Source organism: Ruegeria arenilitoris (genome assembly GCF_013032445.1).
Classification (GTDB): Bacteria; Pseudomonadota; Alphaproteobacteria; order Rhodobacterales; family Rhodobacteraceae; genus Ruegeria; species Ruegeria arenilitoris_F.
Genome location: NZ_WQCA01000035.1, coordinates 1 through 19,359, shown reverse-complemented (window position 1 = coordinate 19,359; position 19,359 = coordinate 1). Strand labels below are relative to the sequence as shown.

Genomic DNA, 19,359 nt, shown 5'->3' with positions numbered 1-19,359 from the left:
GCACTTGAAACAGGCAGGTCTGGTCATAGGCAAACGCTACGCAACCGCCCTGCCCCGCTCAAGCAAAGTTCTTCTGACAAGACCGGTCAGGAAATACACGGCCGCCTCTTCACTCGAGGCGATGTTCTCTTCCTGCCAGGCCAGCAGACCGTTCATCACCTCATTGGTGAACTAGACTTTTTCCATCAGCGCGGTCTCGTCGGGATCAGAGTCCGCAAACGTGTTGGTTACAAATGTGGTCACGTTGCTCGATGGGAATGCCCCCAGTACAGGTTCGGCGCATTCTTCTTGCGAGTTGCACTCATGTGCGTCTGCATTATAGGGACCACATCAACCTGAACCATCGGATAACGGCCCAAAATAGAGGTCGGCGCCCAGTATTATCCGAACCATGGCTCTTTGGAATCGCAAGCAGAAGCGATGGACGCAGCCAGCGCCTCACCCGCGCCATTGTTGAAGTTCTCGCCCCTTGCATCCGCAAAACCGGCGGCCTTCGTAATGTTGCTGCTAACCCGCTGACACATGCAGCCGGTGGGACAGTTGTGGAAGCGATTGCCGACCAGTTTAGAATTGGCCAAGATGCCTTCGATCGTGGTCAGTTCCGGATGCGTTTCGGCCAAGTAAGTGGGAATCCACCACGCTGCGACACCGCCATCCGATAAAACCTTAGAACGTTCAACGATGGCACCGCTTTCGATCAGGCCCGGATAGGCCGTGCACCATTGGTCCACATCTCGGTCAGAATATCCGGCTCACCTGTTTCCGCCACCGAAGCCTGCGCCGGGGTCGTGGCTAACGGCACTATAGTGACCGTGCAGCCATAGCCTTACTCTAACAGAAACTTGCTAACCTGCGTCACAATGATCGTAGAATCCCTATCCATCTCAGTGATCGAAATCTCACCTCAGTCTGCCTGTGCGGTTCCGGCAACGCCAAGAGATACCATGGCCATCGCCTCGAGCAGTTTAAAGTTCCTGTCATCCTCCGCTGTTTCTTTTCAGCACCTTATGGCGCCTTGTGATTTACGAAGCAGAAGGTTTCACAATTTTCGTTTCAGACCGAAAACTGAGCTATTACTTTGAGAATTTACTACTAATACTGTCACTCTGTCGAATTTAAGAGCCTACAGTTTCAGCAAGATGGACAGAAACCAATGCCTCGTCACTCTGCCGCGAAAGATCTGAGCCTAAAGTGGTTGGAGCTTTTTCAGATTTGCGCACACAAAGGATCGCTGCGGGCAGCATCTAAAGAGACCGGCTTGACGATCAGTACGGTTTCGCACCACCTGCGCAATCTGGAAGATCATCTGGGGATCGAGCTTTTCAATCATGCGCGCAGACCTATGGTGCTGACCCCCAAGGGACAGGTATTTTTACGTAACATTGACGACGCACTTTACGCGATTCGCAAAGCCAAGGCCGAGGCATCGGCAGGAACTATAGCTGAGGCGAGCCTGTTGCGCGTTGGGACGATCGAAGATTTTGACAGCGACATCATGCCTGAACTGGCTGTTTTTCTGTCGGGGCACATGCCCAATTGCAACTTTGTGTACCAAACGGACTCCAGCCATACGATCATCGACATGTTGGGCAGTCGGAATCTCGATCTGGGGATCACAACCACACCAAATGAACGTGCTCGCGATTTGCAAGAACGCCCTTTGCTGCGTGATCCGTTTGTCGTGGTTCTGCCGCTGGGTTGTGAACGCCCTGTGTCCGATATCGTCGAAGGCCGCAGCGACCTCCCGTTTCTGAAATTTTCTAGCAACCTGATCATTGCGCGACAGATCGACTCGCAACTGCGTCGGCTGGGGTGGTCTTCGCTGTCCAGTTTCGAATGCAGCAACAACCAGACGCTGATGGCGATGGTTGCATCAGGTGCCGGATGGACCATCACGACCCCGCTGCTGTTCTCCCGCGCAAAGCGGTTTAGCAGCCATCTCAGAATACATCGCTTTCCGGGCAAGAGCTTTTCCCGCACGTTGGCCCTGGTCGCGACACCGGATTGCTCAAGGTCGGTATTGGAACTTGTGGACGGAAAAATGCGCGCCCTGATCTCCGACTATGCAATTGCGCCACAAGTCCAAAGCAACCCATGGCTAACCGAAAGCTTTCGGCTCATCAACTGATAGGCGATCACGGTTGAAGAATGTTGAACCGGGTGCGGATTTCCTTTTCCTGCTCGGGCGTCAGGTATTGCGGCTTGTGCTCTCTCAGTATCTCTTGCGCACGTTCCCGGGCGCGCGCCCAAGCGTCTTGAGCACCTTTCTGAGCCCATGTGCGCGGTTCATCCCTGTCGGCAAGCGAGGGGTAGAAATAGTCGCGTTCCATCGCGGTATAAGTGTGCTGACCACCAAGAAAATGTCCCTCGCCCAGAACGGCGTCACAGATCGCATCAAAGCCCAGGTTGTCGTCGGTCACTTCGATACCCCGCAAGGCACGATAGGTGTTCGAGTGCATTTCATCATCCAAAACGAAGGCCTCAAAGCTCGCCCCCAGCAAGGAAGCGGTCATGCCTGAGCTTTCGTAGATCAGGTTCCCCCCGGCCAATGCAGCAGCCATCGAAGTGATGCCCTTCTCCATCCCGTATTGCGCGTCTATGGCTTTGGCGTCGGTCATAGAACAAGCCACGCCCGAGGGCAGACCAAGCCAGTTTGACAGCTGCGCCGAAGCTGCGTTGAGCACCGCGGTCTCTCCACTGCCGCCTGAGAATGCACCGGTACGCAGGTCAATCACCAGCGGCCAGTTGGAAAAGATCATCGGATAGCCAGGCTGGATTGCATGTACCATCAAGAGCGCGGCCAACGTTTCGGCCAGCGACTGTGCAAGGAACCCGGCCAATGTGGCCGGCGCAGTGGCCCCAGCCTGAGCTGCGGTAATGCAAGAGATCGGGATGTTGTGGCGGATACATTCATAGACGACATCCACCGCATCCTCGCCATAGCGCATGGGCGAGATCATCGGGCTAATATGGGCCTTCATAAAGGGGCGTTTGGCGAATTCACCCGGGCCGCCTGCGGCGATGTCCAGCATCTCGATGATTGGAGCAACATATTCGGCCAGCGTGAACGAGGTTGCCGTGGGTTTGGTTGTGTTCCTCAGCAGCGCAAATACGGTGTTGACGTCCAGATCGAAATTGTCTGAAACATCGGTAGCAACGCAACAACGGGTGTACCAGCTGACATTGGCCAGCGTGTCCTGAAGCCGGGTCAGGTTGTGCAGATCATCCAGCGTCGACGGCCTGTAGAGGCCGCTGTCCATATCCAGCGTTTGCACCGCAGCGCCGCCGGTACCGAAATATACCTTGTTACCGCCCACTTCGATCGAGCGGTCAGGGTCGCGCCCGTACAAAACAAAGGTTTTGGCGGCCTGATCGATAGCCTCTTCTACCAGCGCGGGCGGGAACAGGATGCGCCCTTTGCCATTGTCTGTCGCGCCTATGGCCAAAAGATCGGCTTGCAGACGTTCGGGCACTTCGCCCACGCCCAGTTTTTCCAGCAAGTCCAGCGCGGTGTCGTAGATTCGCCTCAGGTCATCGTCGCTGAGGGGCTTATATGCGCCACCAATCTGACCGGGCGGACAGGGATCAATAGCCGGCTTGGCCGCGCGTTGTGCCAGCCGCTCGCGCCGACCACCCCTCTTCCCACGCTGCCCTGCCATGTTCGCTCCTTATGCAATCGGATTTTGTCGCGATAGAACAAGTTTTGACTCCCCAAATTCAACGATTTCACAGGTGCGCATACAAAATCGAACTTTGATTTCGATTTCTTGTGAACAATGCGCAAAATATTGCGGAACGCGCCAATCTTCAGGCCTATCTCGACCAGTTCAATGTCGGAGGCTCGCGTCACATGAAATCCCGCACCAAGGTTGTCGTCATCGGTGGTGGCATTGCCGGATGTTCAACTCTCTATCATCTGACCCAAGAGGGCTGGAGCGACGTGGTTCTTGTCGAGCGCAATGAATTGACCAGTGGCACAACCTGGCATTCGGCGGCGCAGGTGACCAATTTTGGCATGAACCAGACCATGGTTGGGCTGAAGACACATTCGATCAACCTGTACAAAGAGTTGTCGGAAAACTCAGAATACCCCATCAACTATCATCACGCGGATGGCGGCATTCGATTGGCTAATACCGAGGCCCAAATGCAGGGCTACCGCCATTTCGCCTCAATGGCGCGGGGTATGGGGGTCGAGTTCGAGGTGATCAATGCCGAAGAATGCGCCCGCCGTCACCCACTGATTTCCACCACAAACCTGCTTGGCGGTCTCTGGGACCCCTTGGACGGCGACATCGACCCTGCGCAGCTGTGTCAGGCGCTGGCCTATCACGCGCGCAAGGCCGGGGCCGAGGTCTATCGCAACACCCCTGTCACCGCGCTGACCCAGCACAGGGATGACACTTGGACCGTGCACACGGAACACGGCGATATCGACTGTGATATCGTCGTCAACGCCTGCGGTTACCGGGTGAATGAGGTGGGCGCGATGATGGGTGTGCATCACCCGGTTGCCTCGATGGAGCATCAATATTTCCTGACCGAGGATATTCCCTGCATCGCCGAAGCAGGCCACCGGATGCCGCTGCTGCGCTGCCCGATCTCGGACTACTACAGCCGTCAGGAAAAAGGTGGTTTGCTGGTCGGCTTCTATGAACAAGACTGCAAGACCTGGGGTATGGATGGGATTGACCCGAACTTTGTCAACGCGCTGTGCCCGGATGATCTGGATCGCGTGATGGACGTGCTGGCCGGTGCCTTTGAACGAATGCCTGTACTTGAAGAGACGGGTATTCGCTCCATTGTCAACGGCCCGATCACCTATACGATTGACGGTGCGCCCTTGGTTGGCCCGATCCCCGGTAAACACAACGCCTTCTGTATTATCGGCCTGCGCGCGGGGCTTGGCGAAGGAGGCGGCCATGGCTGGCTGTTGGCGCAACAGATCGTGCATGGCGAGGCCTGTTATGACACGTGGTGTCTCGATCCGCGTCGATTTACCGGCCACACGAATGTTGAATTGACCTCACTGAAAGCCATCGAGGACTATCAGAACGAGTTCCGCTTCCACTTCCCGCATGAACACCGCCCCGCCGGACGCCCGGCCAAGACCACACCACTGACGCCGGTTCTCGCCGCAGAGGGTGCCGAGTTCACCGTGGTGAACGGCTGGGAACGGGTCGACTACATCAAGCCATCGCCCGAATTCCACACTAGCCTTGCCTTCAACTTTGACGAAGCCTTTGAGATCGTCGCAAGCGAGATCAAGAATGTGCAGGAGAATGTCGGCCTGTGCGAGGTGAACGGCTTTAACAGGTTCGAGATCACCGGCACTGACCGCCATGACTTCCTCGATCGCATGTTCTGCGGCAATGTTACAAAACACGCGGGCCGTGTCGGTCTGGGCTATCTGCTGAACCATCACGGTATGGTCAAGGCGGAGGCCACCATCGCCAACCTAGCCGCCAGCGACCGCGGCCCCGAAAGGGTCTGGTATGGTTCGGCGGCGGCCAGTGAATATCACGACATGGATTGGTTAACGCGGCACCTGCGCGATGACGAGGATGTACAAATCCGCAGCCTGACCAACGATCAGACCATCATGGTACTGGCCGGCCCCAGGGCGCGCGACGTGCTGTCGGCCTGTTCGCGTGGCGACTGGTCGAAAGAGGCCTTCACGTGGCTTTCAGTCCGCGAATGCTATATCGGCTTTGCACCCGCCACCGTCATGGGCGTCAGCTTCTCGGGCGAACTGGCCTATGAAATCCACGTGCCCAATGCGTCGCTCTATGCTGCCTATCTGTCGTTGCGTGCGGCTGGTGAAGCGCAAGGAATGAAACTCTTTGGCGCGCGCGCGGTGGAATCGATGCGGATGGAGAAGGGCTTTTTGCACTGGAAGGCCGACTTGCTGACCGAGTTCGACCCGTTCGAAACCTCTCTGGACCGCTTTGTAAAAATGGACAAGGGCGATTTCATCGGCAAAGACGCCCTGCAGAAACGCCGCGCCGAAGGCAAACGTAAGCAATTGGTGACTCTTAAGGTTGACGCGACCCACGCCCCGGCCCATGGCGGTGCCTCACTGATGCAGGGCGACACGGTCGTCGGCACCATCACCTCGGGTGATTGGGGACACCGAACAGGACTGAACCTCGCCTATGCCTTCGTGAACCCCGACCTGGCCGCCGTAGGGACCACAATGCAACTGGATATGTACGGTGATCTTGTGGGCGCAGAAGTCATCCAATCATCACCTTACGATCCGGAATACATTCTGATGCGTAGCTGAGGTCGCCATGACCACAGTGCGCGTCTCAATTCTGACGGAAGCGGGTTTAATCCCGACTGAGCTGACTTTGGTTCAAAACATCCTGCGCATCGCGGGGCGGCTTGAACCAGACGGCGAATTTGTTCACTAAGTCTGCACGATGCAGCGCGACGACCTGGTCGAAGGCATGGGGGCACTCTTGTGCGTGCCATCCCGTTTGAGACAGACCGTGCACCGTTGCCAAACTACATTGTTGTTCTGGGGGTGCTGTCAGACAAATTCGAACCAGACTCAGTTTGCCGAGGAAACCGCGAACCCATCCGGAACAAAGCTGACGCCACTCGGCAAGAGCGGCGATGCGTGTCAGCTTGAAGGTGTTTGGGCTTGTCAGCGATCTTTCCTGGTTGAAGTGGTTGTATACGGAGGAACGGACAGAGGCGAATTTCTGTAAACTTCGCATGCGCCAGAACCGTTGCATGGCGTTCTGGTCGTCGGAAAGAAAGGTGCGAATTCTCAACGCGGTTGTTGAGCCACCTGCCCGTCTGCTGTTTTTCGGTGGCACCAAGCTCTCTGAGAGCGGCCCGATACGATGCGAAGCGGTCCATCACAATCTCTTCCGCACAGCCACGGCGTTTCAACAATTTCTTGAGGAATTTCAATGCCGCCTGCTTGTTTCGACGTTTGGTGACAACGGTTTCCAGCACCTCACCTTCGTGATCAACAGCCCGCCAAAGATAATGCCGCTTGCCATTCACCTTCACGAAAACCTCGTCTAGGTGCCACTTCCATTCAGAGGACGCGCGCAGCTGCTGAACTCGCTTTCGTCTGATCTCGGAGGCGAACATCGGACCGAACCTGTTCCACCAATATCGGACGGTTTCGTGGCTAACGTCGACCTCGCGTTCGTGCGGCAGAATTTCGACGTTCCGAAGCGAGATCGGGAATTGGATGTACAGCATCACCGCCAAGCGGATGATCTCGGGACTGGTTTTTAAGTATCTAAAAGAGGCAGGTCTGGGCATGGCAAAAGCTACGCAACCGACCTGCCCCACTCAAGCAAAGCTAATCTGAAAACACCGTCGAGTGATCCGGATACGCTCATTCAGATCGAAGCGGCAGAACCATCGATATGCCAGGTTCAGATGCACCTCTTCGCACAGCCGTCGCTCGGAACGGATGCCGAAGCAATAACCGACCAACAGTATCCGGATCAGCAACTCGGGACCGACAAGTGGACGATCAGTGTGGCTGAAAAAATCAGCGAGATGGGCTCGAATGATGCTCAGATCAACAAATCGATCAATCGACCGAAGCAAGTGATCTTGGGGAACGCGGTTCTCCAATGAGAACTCATAGAACAGCGACGATTGCGCTTCCCGCCTCGGTCCCATCATCGCCAATCTTCCCCCATTAGAAGAATTGAATCAGCAGTTCATGCGTCGATCAAGGAAGAGTTCTTCAAAAATATACGCCCGAAGCGGACGTTCAATGCCTAGTTTCGCAAAGCGCCAAAAAAGCGGAAAAAGCCGTCAATCACAAATGCCATAAATTTCAGCGCGACAATCGAAGGGGTGATCAGGTCTAGTTTTCCTCCACCAAAATCTGCAATTCTCGTTTGATAAGATGCGGAACGAAAATAAAGTCGCCCAAATTTAGGTGTTCCTCGGACAGCAGATCGAAAATCTCTCTTGAAAGAATAACAGGCAAATAGTCTGAATTTCCCGTTGCCACGATCTGATGTTCTGTCTCAAGATCTGAAATATCGTATCCAACCGTCAAATACCCATCACGCTTGGCCTCATAACCAAGACGCGACAGTCTGTGGTAGAACGCAGATCCATATTTTTCCACCCCTTCTGCCGAAGCTCGAAAAAGTATTTGGCGTCCGTCTGCTATATCGATGATCTTTTTCAGGGTCACATCCGTTGGATCGACTAGGGATATATTCTCATACTTATCAGCAATTGTTTGCAATGTTACGGTGTCATGTTCCGAATTGAATAGACCATCCGCCGAAGTCGTCATGAAACGGCTCGTTTGCTCTCGATCTCCGACGATCAATATTCGTTTCTTCAGCCAACCTTTTGACTTCTCAAGCTCTCTAATTCGTCGAACCGCGATTTCTATGCGATGTGGTGGTACGTCGTACTCTTTCGGGCCGGGCAAAAACAAATGTGTGTCTACAACGGGGAACAATAGGTACTCTCCTGCTTCGCGAGAATTGAATTGTGCCAACACGCGCTCTAAGCCGCCATCACCTTCGCCCGGAGTTAAAGTGCCCCAAAGCGGAGAAAAATCAGGCCGCTTAGAAGATATCGTGGGGCCAATGTACGGATTGTCCAACACCAAACTTTTGGCAATTCGATCGCCATCTCCGACAAACAATAGAGAGAAGCCAGGTTGAAAATCAAAGCGTCCTGTACCCTCTTCGACCTGGCTTCTCAGCTTCTTCTGGGCGTCCTCAACCTGGTCCTTCCAGTTGTTTCTATGTATTTTTCTCCAAAGCAATCTGATCCCTGCAACGCCAAATGCGTAGATAATTATATTTGGCAAGTGATACATAAGGTGCTGTTTCTTCACCGGCTTACCAACGAGACCCCATAGATAGTCCAAAGCTTTAGCCAACCGTTCCGGGAGCAAGAAAAAATCAGGAAGGATTTCTATCAACTTTTCGCCGACTTCTGGAAAGATCACCAGCACAGAGGCAAAAAAGAGTGAAATCCAACCGGCAACTTTTAACATGAACTTCCCAAAAGAAGTGTTTTCGGGAAATTTATGCTCCAGAAAGGCAGGAACATTCTCGGCGGCAATGCGTTCACCCAACTGTATCTGTTGAGTTAATTTTTTTAAATCAGCCTTTGAGAGCGCTTCCGGCATAGCTACCACGCTATTGTGAAATTTCGGACAGTCGTTAATTCAGCTTGGATATATTTTAGTCGACTTTAGTAATCATTCACTGGAAAACAAACTGCTAAGTCATCCCGTCTTTGCGGCCTTCTTATTCGAACGTGCACCAAGCGGGTTTAAAACTCTGTCTGTCAAGAAGAACCTTTTCTAAGTTAACGGATGTTGCGCACCTATTTGCCGCTTAGGCAATCAGTGACAAAGGCGACCAAATAGAGGCCGCCTTCGTACGAGGACTACACAATCGGCAGGTAAATTACTGGTTTGACCCGGCCATTACCATGTCCATGACATTCTCAAGATTGAAGCTGCTGGGCGCCTGGCGTGGTGGGTATTCTTCAAAGCTCTGAAGCCATTGCGCGACGTAAGCTGAGGCAGGTGCGATCACGTACATACGCTCGGCCGCCCAGCTTACATAACCCATTGCGTTTTCTTCCTTGGCGCGCTCAAAGGGGTCCATCCGTAGGTTCGTAAGCGCGGGAAATCGCAAAACCTTGAAAGGTTCAGACCAGACATCGAAGCCATGGGCTTCCTGCTCAAGGAAATTGATCTTCCAATCCCCACGCCGTAGCGCCGCCACGGACCCATCGTCTGTCCAGTAAATGAACTCGTTGCGTGGCCATTCAGCCTCACCCCTAAGCGCGGACCCCAAGTCATATCCATCTAGGTGAACCGTGTATTCTTTGTTGCCAATGGTCAGGCCGCTCAGCAACTGCGCCTTGATCTCGGTTTGCCCCACAGCCCCGGCGATTGTCGTGAACATGTCGTTGTGCGCACCGATCTCGTTGATGATCGTGCCCGGTTCGGTCACGCCGGGCCAGCGGATCATTGTCGGCACTCGGAAGCCACCTTCCCACTGGGTGTTCTTTTCACCTCGGAACATAGTGGTTCCGCCATCGGGCCAAGTGAAGGTCTCTGCCCCATTGTCAGTTGAGTACATGACGATTGTGTTTTCTGTAATGCCAAGCTCGTCGAGCTTGTCCAGCAGCTGTCCGACATGGCCGTCATGTTCCACCATGCCATCGGCATAGATGCCCTGCCCTGTAACGCCTTCGCTTTCCTCTTTGAGGTGCGTGAAGACATGCATGCGGGTGGAATTCCACCAGACGAAGAAAGGCTTTTGTTGTTCAACGGCAGAGTTCATGAAGTCCAATGCCGCAACAAGCGTTTCTTCATCAACGGTTTCCATACGCTTACGGGTCAGAGGACCTGTGTCTTCGATCTGCCCATCCGCAGATGAGCGGATTACGCCGCGAGGGCCGAAGACATCTGTGAAACTTTGACCATCTGACATGACCAGATCACGAGGATAGTCTACATTCTCGGGCTCTTCATCCGCATTGAGGTGATAGAGGTTGCCGAAAAAAAGGTCAAAGCCATGATTTGTGGGCAAGTGTTCGTCCCGATCACCCAAGTGGTTCTTGCCAAATTGACCCGTTGCATATCCTTGCGCGCTTAGAACCGTTGCAATGGTGGGGTCTCGTTCGTCCATACCCTCTGGAGCGCCTGGAAGGCCCACTTTGGTCAACCCCGACCGGATCGGAGATTGACCCGTTATGAAGGCAGCGCGACCGGCGGTGCAGCTTTGCTCGCCATACCAATCCGTGAACATGGCGCCTTCATCCGCAAGTCGGTCGATGTTTGGGGTGCGGTATCCCATGATGCCATTGTTATAAGCGGAAATGTTGAATTGGCCGATGTCATCCCCCCAGATGACAAGAATATTTGGTTGTTCCTAGGCCAGCGCAGGCAGCGCCGAAGCAATCATCGACATTCCAGAAACCACTGCCACGCATAGCAGTTTCGCGTTCCTATTCGGTTTCATATCTGCTTCCCTAATAAACAAACTGTGATAGCATGTTAGCTGTTCTCAGGTGGTTCTGCTTACCATTTCCGGTCACGTCCGTTTGTCAGGCCCAGGGAAGCCATCGCCAGATACTTTGAAGTGGGGGCCCGCTATGACGCTATTTGCTTCGGTTCAAGCCTCTGTTGCGCAACCTTTCTTTGACGCCGTGCCGTTGCCGCTGTCGAAAGTTGAGCGACTGGCAGAGGATGCGGGTTTGCCTGGGTCGATTGTTTCTCAGCCCCGCGGCATCATTTCATTGCGCGCCGCCGAGAAGTTCATGGTAAAGCTCGACCGTCGTATCAATCATCCAACTTTTTTTTTTAGAGACACTCCGAACACCATCTGCGTCAGAGCAGACTTCTGTGGCAAATATTGCCCTTTCGCGTTCAATCACCGGTGTAGAAGCGGTTGAGCACATCGCGCGGCGCATTTCCGCAATTCTCTATGGCGCAGCGTTCCTGACCGAACGCGACGGCGCACACATATGGTTGTTGCGTACAGCGGGCACCACCGACTTCACTGACAATTGGCCGGTGCAGCAATACAACTTAGAAGTTGGATTACAATCGGTGCGACGGGTCGTCGGCCGTAAGGTCAAGCCTCGTGCCTTGCGTCTATCCAGCCATGTTCGTAAAGCGGATCTTCCAAGCGCATGGCGTGAACTGCCAATAAGTCTCAGCCAACGCACAATGGGTATGGCATTCGATTTGGATGAACTGCTTGCCAAGGCCAACGGCGTCGTTCTCAAGAGTGAAGCTGCAGGTACGAATGTTGATATTCAGGAAGCGGATGTTTATTCGATGCGTGCTTGCCTTGAGACCTACCTTGGTCGCGCTGCACCGGAATGCTTGTCTGAGAGCATGGCCAGAGCGTTCGGAATGAGCGTCCGCACATATAGAAGGCATCTCAAACGGTTGGGTCTTTCTCATCGCCAGTTGGTCTCGGACGCACGCCTTTCTAAAGCTGAGGCGATGCTTGCTGATCCTTCAATCTCGATAACCGAGATCTCCTTTGAACTGGGCTACGCCAATTCTCCTGCATTCAACGTTTCTTCAGAACCCGAACGGGACGAACACCGCAGGAATTTAGGCCAAATTACATGCGATAGTCGTTTTGGCCGCCTCAATGCTTTAGACACGATTTTCGCCTACGCGATCCAATGTACACAATAGAATCTCGCCGAAGTTATGCGAGACGCTGAACTCATTTGGAATCGGAACTTGTGCTTTGTTTACCCACTTTAAGCTCAGCGTCAGGACAGCGACTTGACGAGTAGAACCCAGTTTTCGGTTTCGGTCTTCCAGCCTTCTTTGACGCATGGGGCTTTATCCATCTCAGAGTATCCCTTTCGCTCGTATAAACGTCTCGCTCCCACGTTTTCATCGGCGACAATAACACTCATTTTTTGGTACCCCGCGTTGCGGGCTATCTCGTCGGCGACATCAAGTAGCTTCGAACCAAGTCCCTGACCACGGTTCTCTGGGTAGCATGCCAAAACATTGACATACCAACTGTCTAACGCTTTGTTTTCCAGCTCCTGCAAGGGACGGAAAAAGGCTGGGAAGTCATCTCCAATTTCTTCTGGTTCAGATCCAATCCCATAGCCCGTAAGACCGGCAACCGCCCCGTTTCCAAAGTCAAATACCACCACTTGCCCTTCTCGTGCCTTTTCAGCCTGCCGCGCGCGACCGACGGCCCAAGGATCCTCGCCGTCCCGTGCCAGCCCGGTCCAGACATGGAGCGGCAGGCCTTCTCCTGCAAAGTTCACCAAGTCCGCAAGTGCATGAGCATCAGCTTCACCGGCAAATCTCAAAGGCTTTTCAAGTGGTATCATTTTTCACCCCTAAGAATTCAGAGCGTCAAAGACATTTCATGCCACGCCATTCCCCCGTGGTCGGAAGCAGACGGCTTCAGATAACCAAAGCCAAGCTTCTGATAGAGCGGCACGTGGTGTTCTTTGCACATTAGATAGATTGTTGCTTTGTCCATCCGTCGCATCCGTCCGACGAACTCGTCCATCAGCGCCCTTGAATGGCCCCTACCTTGCTCTTCTGGATCCACAACGACGGACATGATGACGACATTAGGTGCGTCGGGATCATGCCCCACAAGCTCCTTGAATTCTTCATCAGACACTTCGACTTCATGGGCACATCCGCAATTGATAAAGCCAACGATCTCGTCTTGCTCCTCAAGAATGAGGAAACCATCGGGATAGACCTCGATCCTCTTGGATATCTTTTCGAGGGTTGCTGCTTCGTCGCCTTCATAAGCAGCAGTTTCGATCTCAAAGCATCGCTGTGCGTCGGATTGCCAGGCATTTCGGAACTTGCTCATGCATTTACAGTATTCGCGTTGGGTCAAGTTGCATAGAGGCGAGCGCGTATGGCACGCATTCGATGAGGTGGACAAAGGTGACCCAGATCTACAAGAAAACCGGCAACTTGCGCGCAGTTCAACTTCTGCTTGGACATACCAAGATGAACAGTGCAGTCCGGTATGTGGGCGTCGAACTTGAAGAGGCGCCAGCAATCGCCGAGGCCATTGAAATCTAAGAATTTGGACCGTCTTCGCGAGCGACCCAAACCGGTCATTGAGCTATGTAAACTGATGTTGCGACGCGGCCCACCGAACATGCTGTTCGCTGGGATCGCAAAATCGAAGATTGGCTGAACTCACGCGACGCGGGACAATGCCGACGTTAGTTTTCTCCGTTGGAACAACTTAACACTCTAGTGACGGCCTAAAGGTTTTTGTATTTATTATGCGAACCAATTTAAAAAATTCGAGAATTCCTCGAGGAAGAAATGCAGGGTGAACACGGGATCAGAAGGTTAGCTGCGATCGCCGCAATCGATATGGTCGCGTATAGTCGGTTGATCGAACAGGACGAAGCGGACACTCTCACTCGCCTGAAAGTTATTCAGAAGGACGTGATCGAGCCACTGGCATCAGAACATGGTGGTCGGATCGTCAAAACAACTGGCGATGGAGCGTTGATCGAATTTGATAGCACCGTTAACGCGGTGACATGGGCCGCTGCATTTCAACGTCGCATTGAAAATCTCGAGGTCGACAGCAAAGAACACAAACGCATTGCTTATCGTGTTGGCGTAAACGCCGGCGAAATTGTTGTCGATGACGAAGATATTTTTGGGGATGGCGTAAACTTGGCTGCCCGGCTTGAAGCTTTGGCTGACGCCGGCGGTATAATGATCTCAGAAGGCGTCTTCAAAAATGTAAATGGCAAGGTGGAATTTGGATTCGCTGATGAGGGCCAGCAGTTCGTCAAGAATATCTCACAACCCGTTCGAGCCTATCGCGTATTGCTGGACAAGAGCGATGCAGGAAAGTTTGTCCCATTACCCAAGTCGGCAGTATTCAAGCGAAAAAGCATATTTGCGAGCGCTGCTATATGCGCTACGGCTGGTCTGGCTTTGTTCGTATTCACCTTTGTTTTTCCAAGGGAAGAAACGCGGAATTCAAAACTTCTAGTTGTTCCGTTCGAAGCCCACACCCCTTCGGAACAAGTATTCGCTGATGCGGTCACAGAGAACTTGCATTTATCTTTTGAGCGTCTGAAGCAATTGGAGATTACACCTTATAGTATCGCAAAATCCTATGAGGGGATCCACGTCGAAGAAAGTGAAGTGGCTCAGGATCTGGGCGTTCGGTACGTCTTGGATGGTTCGGCAAAATCGAACAATGGGGCAATTGAAATTCATGCTCGACTTCGGGATGCATTGGCGTCGGGCGACGATGTGGTTTGGGAACAGGTTTTTCAGGGAGAGGTTGATCAACTGCTGGACATGCTTGTAACGGTGAAGCTGAAAGCAGCGGGCGCAATGGAGGTAAAGCTCAACGAAGTAGAGCGAAACATTCTGGAAAACCGGCCAACGCAAAACCCGGCGGCTTACGTGGCATATGCGAGTGGCAAGAGGCTGCTAGATAGTAAAGACTTCACGGACATCGGAAAAGCGCTTCCTTTGTTTGACGAGGCAATGTCGATGGACCCGCAGTTCACCGACGCAAAGTTGGGGAGTGCCGAAGCCAACTTCCAGATATGGGAGGGTAGCTTCAACACGATCAAGTTCACACTTGATGCTCAGACTTCATTCTCCGAGTTGATTGAGCAGGTTCTTCATAGCGATCCGCGCAATCCTGAAGCCACAGCCCTACAGGTTCGCGCTCTTATAGAGCAAATCGAACCAGACCGTGCTCTCGCTCTCGCGAGGGGCTCCGTTTTCAATGATCCAACCAATCCAATGCTCCGCCTTGTTCTCGGAATGAGCCTGACCTCTGAAGGAAATTACGAAGAAGCAATTGCGGAATTTCAAGAGTATGAGCAACTGTCGCCAAGACTAAATTCTGGCGAAAAGGGAGATCTAGCATGGAACTACTTGCGCGCTGGCAACAGCAGGCGAGCGCTGGAGCTGCTGAACAGTATCCCAAAAGAAGAATTGCGTGAACAGCATTATCGGAATCTCGCAGAGGCGAATTTTCGGGAAGGGGACACCAAGGCTGCACAGGGTTACATGGACTTGTTTCTGAAAAACAATGTCTGGCTCAATCTAAACTGGATGAAGCCGTGGTTTGCAATCTACAAGGATCCGCATGTTTTTTCCGTGTTCGAAGAAGCAATGTTGGGAGCGGGGTTGCCAGAGTGGCCTTTCAACTTTCAAGAAGGGCGCGAGGCTCACCGCATCGCTCATGATGAATTGGTTCTTTTGCATTCAGGTGCTTTCGACGAACAGCACTCCGTTGGACCGTTCGGCGCTCCTTATTCAGAGGACCGTAATTCAGATGGAACGATAGCGATGAATTTTGAGTGGATGAATGGAATACCATTGTCCGGAACGTGGAGGATTGTTGGCGATCAGGTATGCCGAAACATACCCTCCGTGCATCAGGGGCGCGATCTGTGCCATTTTCTCTATCTCGATCCTGAGAAATCAACTGATGACCAGTGGTATGTTACGGCGCCATGGTCGTTTGGCATCGTGAATTCCGTGTTCGCCAGTACTGACAAGTGACACGAACCAACCGCCCACCTCGCTCTTTTGCTCCCAACCCTTGGAACCGACCTATAGACTTTAAACCAGAAATCAAAGTCACGCAGGCTGCCAGTTGGGTGAGTGATCCTTGTCGACCAACACTGCCCGCACGCCCTCAGCCAAGTCTGGGTGACGGATTGCTCGGCGCATTGCTTCAAACTCTTGCCCCAGACATTCCGACAGAGACAGCTCCTTACCGTTTTGCAGTAAAGTTAAGGTTTCCTGCAAGCTGTAGGGCGACACTTTCTTCAACACCCTCAGCGCGTTCGTTTTCGCGTTGCTGTGCCGACGCTCCAAACACTCAAAAATACCGCAAAGGCTTGCTTGGTCAAAACACATGGTGGTTTCCGCCAGTGTCAAAGTACTTGGCTGATAACCAACCGTCGCACACAGATCAGACAAGATATCGTTGATGGGTCGATCAGTATGGCACAACTCGCCGCGAAGCTCAGGCAAGGACTTTGCTTCGGTCATATGCGTCGAAACACCAAGCCCATGAGCATCAAAGCCGCGAACAGAAGCGCCTGTCAGCCCCATCCAAATCCCGGCGTAGTGCGGCATTCGCGAAAGAAAATAACTTCCTCCCACATCGGGAATAAATCCGATGGCTGTTTCCGGCATGGCAAATACCGCGCGTTCGGTCGCTATCCGGTAGGCGCCATGAACCGAAAGGCCCATTCCACCGCCCATACATATCCCGTCAATTAGCGAGATATAGGGTTTTGAGTATTGTGATATCCGTTCGATCAGAGCGTATTCTTCTTCAAAGAAACGCTCGGCTTCGTCGAATTTGCCTTCCAGGCTTAACTCTCTGACCCTGCGCATATCTCCGCCTGCGCAGAAGGCCCGATCATGGTTCGATTGAAGGACGACACAGTGAACCGCTGGATCATCCTGAAACTTGCTAAGCGCAGCATCTATGTCCCGGATCATCTCGAGGTTCAGCGCGTTCATCGCCTTTGGCCGGTCCAGGCCTACCACCCCGGCTCGGCCTTGCTTTTCGACTACAACGTAGGTCACGTCTCTGTACTGCCGTTAACGGTTAAGGAATACAGGGGCGCGTTTTGCGATGAATGCAGCCATGCCTTCCTTTTGACCGTCGGTCGCAAAGGCAGCTTGGAACAAGCGGCGTTCATGCAGCACACCGGCCGAAAGACCTGTTTCAAGCGCATTGTTGACCGCTTCCTTGGCCATGGCCACGGCAGGGGCATTCAGACCCCCAATCTGATGGGCGGCCTCCAAGGCGGTTTGCAGCAGGTCTTCGGTTGGCACCACACGGGCCACGATTCCGGCGCTTTTGGCCTCATCCACACCGATCGTGCGCCCGGTCAGGATCAAATCCATGGCCAAAGCTTTGCCAATCGACTTGGTCAAACGTTGCGACCCACCAATACCCGGCAGAATACCCAGTTTGATTTCAGGCAGCCCGAATTGTGCGTCATTGCTGGCGATGATGAAGTCACACATAAGGGCCAGTTCGAATCCGCCCCCCAGGGCAAAACCGCTAACCGCCGCGATCACCGGCTTTTTGATAAAGCGCATCTGATCCCAATCGGCAAAAATGTCATTTGCCAACAGGTCCACCAGGTGCTTTTCCGCCATTTCCTCGATATCGGCGCCGGCTGCAAAGGCGCGCGGGCTGCCGGTGATGACTACGGCACCGATCCGATCATCCGCGTCAAACTCTTTCAAAGTCTGCATGACTTCGGAAGCCAATTGAAGGTTAAGTGCATTCAAGCTTTTGGGCCGGTTCAGAGTGATCAGGCCGACGCTTTCGCGACGCTCGACAATGATCTCTTCAAGTGTGGTTCGAACTGGTTTCTTTTCGGTTTCTACTACAAGTGCTTCGGTGTTGATGCTGACAGGTTTTGCCTTGGCTTTGGCCTTGCTGGTCGTCATGAGTTTTCTCCTGGAATGTGCTTCAGCTTTTCAGACCAAACTCGGTCCAGTTCGTACCCTCGGCGGGCGCTTCAGTGTCCTGGCGCGTCTTGGCCGAGACGTTGTGGTCATAGGCTTCGAACCCGGCCATCTTTTCGGCCAGAATAGCCTCGCGGTGCTCGTTCAACCCCGGCGCGACCTGCGGCTCGGTGGGATCCATGTCTTTGTAAGCCGAGAGCTTGATGGGATTGCCCGCAGTGCGGAACGGTTTCTTACCTTGACCTTCGACCTGAACGATCATGTTGCGCGACAGAAGCTGCGGATGATCCAACAGGCGATCAATCGTGTTGATCGGTGCGCAGGGGACACCGGCTTCATTCAATGCATCCAACCAATGCTCAACCGGTTTTTTCGAAGTTACCGCATCAATGGCTGCGACCATTTTGGGGCGGTTTCGCACGCGCAAGTCGTTGCTTGCAAAGTCTGGATCCAGAGCCAGCTCCGGAGCCTCCAGAGCGTCGGCCATCAATAGGAACAACTGGTCATTCCCTGCCGCAATCACAAAGCGTTCATCTGCGGCCTGGAAGGTCTCGAACGGTGCCAGCGACGGGTGGCAGTCGCCAGTACGTGTCGGCACAACATTCTCGACGTCATAGCGCGCCAGAGCCGTCTCCATCAGCGCGGCCTGACAATCGAGCATGCCGATATCCACCCGCTCGCCTTGTGCGTTCTTGGTGCGTTTGTACAGCGCTGACAGAATGCCGATCACGCCGAACAGGGCCGCGCCCAAATCGCCAAAGCTGGTGCCGACACGAGCGGGTTGTTCACCGGGCCAGCCGGTCAGGCTCATGACGCCGCCCATGGCCTGAACCACCATGTCATAGCCGGGAAGATCGGTCATCGGGCCGGAATGGCCAAAGCCCGAAATCGATGCATAGATAAGATGCGGATGCGTCTTGGCCAGACGTTCTGCACCATATCCCAAACGGTCCATGACGCCGGGGCGGAAGTTTTCCACCAGCACATCCGAGGTGTCCAACAAACGTTCCAGAAGCTCACGATCCCGGGGCGATTTCACATCCAGAACGATGCTTTCCTTGCCGCGGTTGAAACACATGAAATATGCGCTTTCAGCGTCAATAAACGGGGGGAAGGCGCGTGTGTCGTCGCCTGTCCCAAACTTTTCCACCTTGATCACGCGTGCGCCGAGATCAGCCAACACCATTGTGCAATATGGCCCTGCCAACACACGCGAGAAATCCAGTACCGTGATCCCCGAAAGAGGCCCACCTTCCAGTTTTTCGTCTTCAGGTTTTTGCATGGTTCCTCCTCCCAACCAGACGGTTACCTTGCAACCGGCATGGTGAATTCAGCGCCTTTGGAGATGCTCTCGGGCCAGCGTTGCATGATGG

General features: G+C 53.5%; 14 protein-coding genes and 3 pseudogenes. 6 read left to right on the top strand and 11 right to left on the bottom strand.

All coding sequences use genetic code 11. The features are described 5' to 3' along the window. Nucleotides 1–380 precede the first annotated feature (380 nt). Entirely contained in the window at nt 381–731 is a 351-nt protein-coding gene (locus GOW98_RS23550; RefSeq protein WP_170336716.1) for a glycine betaine ABC transporter substrate-binding protein, read from the bottom strand. Nucleotides 732–1,153: 422 nt separating this feature from the next. Between GOW98_RS23550 and GOW98_RS23545 the strand changes: the two genes are divergently transcribed. After that, on the top strand, nt 1,154–2,128 hold the full coding sequence (locus GOW98_RS23545; RefSeq protein WP_170336713.1) for a LysR family transcriptional regulator: 975 nt from the start codon (nt 1,154–1,156) through the stop codon (nt 2,126–2,128). Nucleotides 2,129–2,135: 7 nt separating this feature from the next. On the opposite strand, the gene GOW98_RS23540 is transcribed toward GOW98_RS23545, so the two are convergent. Further along, complete coding sequence (locus GOW98_RS23540) at nt 2,136–3,659, bottom strand: trimethylamine methyltransferase family protein (RefSeq protein ID WP_170336711.1); 1,524 nt, start codon at nt 3,657–3,659, stop codon at nt 2,136–2,138. Between the two features lie 191 nt (nt 3,660–3,850). Here GOW98_RS23540 and GOW98_RS23535 point away from each other — a divergent pair, with 191 nt between their 5' ends. Beyond that, entirely contained in the window at nt 3,851–6,286 is a 2,436-nt protein-coding gene (locus tag GOW98_RS23535) for a GcvT family protein (protein WP_170336721.1), read from the top strand. A 307-nt stretch (nt 6,287–6,593) separates the two neighbouring features. Here the strand turns inward: GOW98_RS23535 and GOW98_RS23530 are convergent. From GOW98_RS23530 to GOW98_RS23515, 4 genes and pseudogenes are all read right to left on the bottom strand, one after another. Continuing rightward, a pseudogene (locus tag GOW98_RS23530) lies at nt 6,594–7,287 on the bottom strand (IS6 family transposase); the annotation flags it as partial. Nucleotides 7,288–7,342: 55 nt separating this feature from the next. Beyond that, a pseudogene (locus tag GOW98_RS23525) lies at nt 7,343–7,659 on the bottom strand (transposase); the annotation flags it as partial. Between the two features lie 187 nt (nt 7,660–7,846). Beyond that, nucleotides 7,847–9,142: a hypothetical protein gene (locus GOW98_RS23520; RefSeq protein ID WP_170336709.1), complete on the bottom strand. Its 1,296-nt coding sequence runs from the start codon at nt 9,140–9,142 to the stop codon at nt 7,847–7,849. Between the two features lie 283 nt (nt 9,143–9,425). Beyond that, nucleotides 9,426–10,892 carry an arylsulfatase gene (locus GOW98_RS23515; protein ID WP_170336718.1) on the bottom strand — a complete coding sequence of 489 codons (1,467 nt, stop codon included), beginning with the start codon at nt 10,890–10,892 and terminating at the stop codon, nt 9,426–9,428. Nucleotides 10,893–11,127: 235 nt separating this feature from the next. Between GOW98_RS23515 and GOW98_RS23510 the strand changes: the two genes are divergently transcribed. Continuing rightward, entirely contained in the window at nt 11,128–11,427 is a 300-nt protein-coding gene (locus GOW98_RS23510) for a hypothetical protein (RefSeq protein ID WP_170336707.1), read from the top strand. After that, the gene (locus GOW98_RS26405; RefSeq protein WP_170336705.1) at nt 11,378–12,187 is read left to right on the top strand and encodes a helix-turn-helix domain-containing protein; all 810 of its coding nucleotides are present in this window, start codon (nt 11,378–11,380) and stop codon (nt 12,185–12,187) included. The genes GOW98_RS23510 and GOW98_RS26405 overlap by 50 nt, the downstream gene beginning before the upstream one ends. 80 nt (nt 12,188–12,267) lie before the next feature. On the opposite strand, the gene GOW98_RS23500 is transcribed toward GOW98_RS26405, so the two are convergent. Together GOW98_RS23500 and GOW98_RS23495 are read right to left on the bottom strand one after the other, a co-directional pair. Beyond that, nucleotides 12,268–12,849, bottom strand: coding sequence for a GNAT family N-acetyltransferase (locus tag GOW98_RS23500; RefSeq protein WP_170336703.1), 582 nt, complete (start codon nt 12,847–12,849; stop codon nt 12,268–12,270). A 17-nt stretch (nt 12,850–12,866) separates the two neighbouring features. Then, on the bottom strand, nt 12,867–13,352 hold the full coding sequence (locus GOW98_RS23495) for a GNAT family N-acetyltransferase (protein ID WP_170336701.1): 486 nt from the start codon (nt 13,350–13,352) through the stop codon (nt 12,867–12,869). A 17-nt stretch (nt 13,353–13,369) separates the two neighbouring features. On the opposite strand from GOW98_RS23495, the pseudogene GOW98_RS23490 reads away from it, so the two are divergent. After that, nucleotides 13,370–13,570 (top strand): annotated as a pseudogene (locus GOW98_RS23490) (integrase); the annotation flags it as partial. Between the two features lie 252 nt (nt 13,571–13,822). Continuing rightward, nucleotides 13,823–16,048, top strand: a complete 2,226-nt coding sequence (locus tag GOW98_RS23485; protein WP_170336699.1) for a tetratricopeptide repeat protein — start codon at nt 13,823–13,825, stop codon at nt 16,046–16,048. A 78-nt stretch (nt 16,049–16,126) separates the two neighbouring features. Here GOW98_RS23485 and GOW98_RS23480 read toward each other — a convergent pair whose 3' ends face one another. Genes GOW98_RS23480 through GOW98_RS23470 form a run of 3 tightly spaced genes read right to left on the bottom strand, consistent with a single transcriptional unit; the run spans nt 16,127 to nt 19,268 of the window. Next, nucleotides 16,127–17,089, bottom strand: coding sequence for an enoyl-CoA hydratase/isomerase family protein (locus GOW98_RS23480; RefSeq protein ID WP_170336697.1), 963 nt, complete (start codon nt 17,087–17,089; stop codon nt 16,127–16,129). A 15-nt stretch (nt 17,090–17,104) separates the two neighbouring features. Then, nucleotides 17,105–17,968 (bottom strand): enoyl-CoA hydratase-related protein, encoded by an 864-nt coding sequence (locus GOW98_RS23475; protein WP_170336695.1) that lies wholly within the window; start codon nt 17,966–17,968, stop codon nt 17,105–17,107. 22 nt (nt 17,969–17,990) lie between these two features. Further along, nucleotides 17,991–19,268 (bottom strand): CaiB/BaiF CoA transferase family protein, encoded by a 1,278-nt coding sequence (locus GOW98_RS23470; RefSeq protein ID WP_170336693.1) that lies wholly within the window; start codon nt 19,266–19,268, stop codon nt 17,991–17,993. Between the last annotated feature and the right edge of the window lie 91 nt (nt 19,269–19,359).